The 4,759-nt window shown below is 73.4% G+C and carries 3 protein-coding genes and 1 pseudogene; 1 reads left to right on the top strand and 3 read right to left on the bottom strand.

Going from position 1 to position 4,759, the window contains the following annotated elements; genetic code table 11:
• Nucleotides 1–1,211 (top strand): helix-turn-helix transcriptional regulator (locus tag KIK08_RS37355; protein WP_214408040.1); only part of this gene is annotated, 1,211 nt, incomplete at its 5' end.
• Between the two features lie 117 nt (nucleotides 1,212–1,328).
• On the opposite strand, the gene KIK08_RS37350 is transcribed toward KIK08_RS37355, so the two are convergent.
• From KIK08_RS37350 to KIK08_RS37340, 3 genes and pseudogenes are all read right to left on the bottom strand, one after another.
• Nucleotides 1,329–3,215 (bottom strand): dynamin family protein, encoded by a 1,887-nt coding sequence (locus tag KIK08_RS37350; RefSeq protein ID WP_214408039.1) that lies wholly within the window; start codon nucleotides 3,213–3,215, stop codon nucleotides 1,329–1,331.
• Nucleotides 3,216–3,374: 159 nt separating this feature from the next.
• The gene (locus tag KIK08_RS37345; RefSeq protein ID WP_214408038.1) at nucleotides 3,375–4,100 is read right to left on the bottom strand and encodes an IniB N-terminal domain-containing protein; all 726 of its coding nucleotides are present in this window, start codon (nucleotides 4,098–4,100) and stop codon (nucleotides 3,375–3,377) included.
• Between the two features lie 100 nt (nucleotides 4,101–4,200).
• Nucleotides 4,201–4,759, bottom strand: a pseudogene (locus tag KIK08_RS37340) (hypothetical protein); the annotation flags it as partial.

Genomic DNA, 4,759 nt, shown 5'->3' with positions numbered 1-4,759 from the left:
TCGGCGGGGCCGCGGCGCTGATGGCCGAGGGGATGCTCGCCACCGTCACCGGGTCGGCGCCGGCCGCCGTGTCGCGGCTGTCGCGGGCCGCCGGCCTGCTCGAACCGGTCGCGGCCACGGTGCTGCTGCCCGACACCCCGGCCGCGCTGACCGCCGTCGTCGCGCTGCAGTGCGGCGAACTCTCGGTCGCCACCGACGCCCTGCGCCGCGCCGTCCAGGGCCGTCACGGCGGCCGCCCGGCCGTGCTGCGCCACCGGCTGCTGCACGCCCGGCTGCTGCTGGCCGGCGGCCGCGCCGGCGCGGTCCGCCGGCTGCTCGACCGCCTCTCCCGCCCCGGTGTGCGCCTCGAACCCCGCGACGAGCTCCTCGCCGCCGCACTGGACGTGGCCGTGGCCCGCCGCGCGGAGAGCCCCGGCGCCCTGGCCACGGCCTGGTCCCGCGCCCGCGACGCCCTGGTCCGCTACCCGGTCGACCTGCTCACCCTGCGCCAGCTCGGCGAGCTGGCGGTCGCCGCCGCCGAGCTCGACGAGTCCGGGCGCCTGGCCGCCCACCTCGACGAGGCCGAGCAGCTGCTCGACCGCCTCGGCCGTCCGGCGCTGTGGACGGCCCCGCTGCACTGGTCGCGGCTGCAGGCCGCGGTCGTCACCGGCGCCGTCGACGAGGTCGACCGCCAGGTCGAGGCGCTGGCCGCGATGGCGGCCGCCGGCCCGTACCCGGAGGTGCTGCACGCCGCCGGCAGCGCGTGGGCCGACGTGCTCGCCGGCCGCGCCGACCCGGACGCGCTGGTCGCGCTGGGCCGGCGGATGCAGGCCGTCGGCCTGGGCTGGGAGGCCGCCCGGCTGGTCGGGCGGGCGGCGCCGCTGGTGGCGGAGCGCCGGGCCGCCGCGGCCCTGCACGCCTTCGCCCGCGCGCTGGCCCCCGGGGAGGCCCCGGACACCGCCGACTCCGCCACCGAACCCGACACCACCGAACCGGACACCGCCGAGTCGACCGCCCCGGCGCCTCCCGCGGACGACAACCCGTTCTCCGAGCGCGAGCTGGAGATCGGCCGGCTGATCCTGGCCGGCCTGACCTACAAGCAGATCGGCTCGCGGCTCTACATCTCGGCGAAGACGGTCGAGCACTACGTGGCGAGGATGCGCCAGCGCCTGGGCGTCGCCTCCCGCGAGGAGCTGTTCGGCCGCCTCCGCACCGCCGTCGCCACCAGCTGATCTCCCCCCACTCGGCCCCCGCGCTTCTTCGCAGGGTCTGTGGGGTCTTCGCAGGTGCGGTAACCCCTGCGGAGACCACACAGACCCTGCGACGACGGCCCGCCGTCGCGCGGGGGCTCAGCCCTTGGACGCCACCAGGCGGTGCCTGGCCGGCGGCTCCGCGGTCTCGGCCGGCTTCGGCAGCAGCGTCTTCACCCGCTCCTGCAGCTTCTCCAGCTTCGCCAGCTCGGCCGGGATCTCGGTCAGCCGCCGCTCCCGGTCCGCCCGCGACACCTTCACCGACCGCTCCGCCGTCGACAGCGACTCCTTCAGCGAGCGGTTCAGCTGCTCCGCCAGCTCGGTGAAGTGGTCGCGCAGGTCGCGCTGCACCCCGCGGAGCATGTCGCGGGAGTCCTTCCCGACCTGGAACGTCACGTCGTCGACGTAGCGGCGGACGCTGACCTTCGCCTCGCCCTGGCGGCGGGTGATGATGCGGCGGCGCTCGTCGCTGATCGTCTTGCCGCCGAGCAGCAGGCCGGCGCCCACCGAGAACGGGTTGATCAGCGACAGGCCGACCATGGTGCCGATCAGGCCGAACATCAGCACGCCCATGTAGCTGCCGCGCAGGCCGGCGAGGGCCTTCTGGCCCAGCTTCCACGGCTCGGTCTCGCGCATCCGCAGCTCGCGGACCGAGCCCAGGGCCGCCGACGCCTCGGTGCGCAGGGCCGGGAGGACGGCTTCGCGCTCCTCCGCGAAGTGCGTGGCCACCTGCTGGGCGAGCCAGCGGGCGCGCTCGGTGGCCCAGACGAAGTTCGTCGACGCCGCGGCGGCGACCTGCTGCTGGACCCAGGTGGACAGCTGCTCCCAGGTCTTCGTGGGGTCGCCGCCCTCGTCGATCTCCTCCTCGGCGAGGCGGGTGATCTCGCGCATGCGGTCGCGCAGGTCGTGCTCGATGTCGGCGTTGAGGTCGGCGACGCCGTCGTTGAGGGTGTGCTGCCAGCGTGCGGAGCGCTCCTTGAGTGCGGCGGCCTGCTGCTGGGCGGTGGTCAGCTCGGCGATCAGCTCCTGGACCTGCTCGGGGTTGCGCTGGGCCGCGTCCTCGGAGCGCAGCCCGTCGATGATCTGGCCGGTGACGGCGAGGATGTCGTGCACGGTGGAGCGGCGGGCCAGCAGGTCGGCCTGGCCGAGCACGCGCTGGGCCAGGAACGCCTCCAGGTCGGGGAAGCCCGACTCGGCGTTCAGGGCGTCGTCGCCGCTGAGCACGGCCTGCCAGCGCACGGTGGACGACACCCCGAACAGCTCGGCGTCGATGCCGGCGGCGCGCAGGTGCCCGCGGTCGAGCTCGGCGATGCGCCGCCACTCCGGGTAGAGGTCGGTCTTGGTGAGCACGCAGGCCACGTTCGGGCACAGCCGCACCGCCTGGCGCAGGAACTCCAGCTCGGGGGCGGTGTACTCCTGGGAGGCGTCGGAGACCAGCAGCACGGCGTCGGCGGTGGGCAGCGCCGACATGGTCGCCGCGCCGTGCACCGAGTTCAGCCCGCCGACGCCGGGGGTGTCCACGACCTCCAGCCCGGCCTGCAGGATGTGCCGCGGGATGCCGACCTCGACGTACCCGAGGCCCTGGCGGTTCTCCGGGTTCTGCTGCTCGGTGACGTGCCGGGCGACCGCGTCGGACAGCTCGTGCAGCGGCACCGGCGGCTGGGGGTGGCGCTGCTCGACCGGCGGCCCGTCGCCGCCGCTGTCGGTGAGCCGCACCAGCGTCAGCGACGGCTCCGGCGCGTAGCGCACCACCGTCGACACGGCCGTCGCGACGTCGTCGTACACCGGGCAGACCGGGGCGCTGACCAGCGAGTTGACCAGCAGGCTCTTGCCCTGCTTGAACTCCCCGACGACCAGCACCCGCACCTTGTCGTCGAGCAGCCGGGCCCGGGCCTGGCGCAGCCGGGCCTCCAGGTCGGGCCGCTGGTAGGGCGCGATCGTGGCCAGTGTCAGGTCGACGGCCTTGACCGGGCGGGGCAGCTCCACGGGCTTCCTCCTGGAGGGCGACACGGGGACGGCTCCGCCCCCTCCGACCCGGGGAGGCGGAGGGGGCGGAGCCGAGGCCGGCGCGGGCGGGGGCGGAGCCCGCGGCCGGCGTTCCGGGGTGGTGGTGCGGTTCTGGGTGCGGTGCTCGGGCCGACCGGGTCAGGCGTTGACGAGGTCGACGTCGGCGCCGTCGTTGTCCACGTCCCCGCCGACGGTCGTCGAGCTGTCCTCGTTGTAGGAACCGTTGACGTCGACGTCCGTGCTGGTGCTGGAGTCGTTGCCGGAATCGGCGACGGACGTGGAGTTGTCGCTGAAGTCGTTGCCGGAGTCGACGACGACCTCGGTCTCGCTGTTGTCCTCGTTCAGCGAGTCGGTGATCGTCGTGTCCTCGTCGGTGTTGCCGACGTCCTCCTGGTCACCGTTGGCGACGTTGCTGTCGTTGATGATGCCGCCCTTGTTGTCGACGCCGTCGTTGTCCTGGTTGAACGAGTCCTGGATGACGGTGTCGGCGGTGATGCTGTTGTCGGTGTAGCTGAAGTGGCTGTTGTACTCGTTGTAGACGTTCTGCTCGCTGTGGTGCTTGACCACCACGTCCTTCTCCACCGTGTGCGTCTTGACGACGTGGTGGATCTCGCGCACCGGGTCGTCGTGGTCGTGGTGGCGCGGGCCGTCGTGGTGGTGGCGCGGAGCGTCGTGCTGCGGGTGGTGCCGCACCGCGGGGTGGTCGGCGACGATCGGCTGGGCGTCGCAGACGTCCTGCGCGGAGACGCCCTCCAGGCCCGCCCGGGCCAGCATGCCCTGCGGGTCCCGGGCGAACTCGGCCTGGGCCTGTTCGTCGCGCAGCAGGTCCAGCAGGAACTCGATCAGTGCGTTGACGGTGTCCATCGTGGTTCACCTCCAGAGTTCGGGGCCCGTCGGGGCGGGCGAGGGGATGGTGCGGCCGGGCTCCGGCCCCGCCGGGGAGCGGGGCCGGAGCCCGGGTGGATCAGATGTCGATGTCGAGCAGGTCGGCCTCGACGTCGTTGAGGATGTCGCTGACGTCCACGTCGACCAGGTCGTTGTCGACGTCGCCGCCGACGCTGGTCGACTCGTCGACGTTGCCGACGTTGTCCAGGTCGAGGTCGAAGTCGGTGGACAGGTCGTTGCCGACGTTGTCCAGGTCGACCGAGTTGTCGGAGTAGTCGTTCCCGACGTTGTTCAGGAACGTCGTCTCGCTGGCGTCGGTGTTGAACGACCCGTCGATCGTGGTGATCTCGACGGTGTTGCCGACGCCGTTCTGCGCGCCGTTGGCCACGTTCGACCCGTTGATGAGGCCGCCGGAGTTGTCGACCCCGTCGTTGTCCTGGTTGAAGGCCCCGGAGACGTCGGCGTCCTTGAGGTCGAAGCCGTCGTCGTCGGTGAAGGAGTCCTCGAAGTCCAGCGTCGCCGTGGTGGAGACGTTCTGGTCGGCCGAGTTGTCGCCACCGGCGCCACCGGCACCGCCCGCGCCGGCCGCGCCGGAGGTGGCGCCGCTGACCACGGAGGCCGAGGCGCCCGAGCCGCCG

This window comes from Pseudonocardia lacus (genome assembly GCF_018531445.1).
GTDB lineage: Bacteria > Actinomycetota > Actinomycetes > Mycobacteriales > Pseudonocardiaceae > Pseudonocardia > Pseudonocardia lacus.
Note: the sequence above shows the minus strand (reverse complement) of the source record. Positions and strands in the feature narration are given on the sequence as shown.

Coding starts and splice junctions, on each gene's coding strand:
- KIK08_RS37345 (WP_214408038.1), bottom strand. CDS start 4,100: ATGGACACCGTCAACGCACTGATCGAGTTCCTGCTGGACCTGCTGCGC.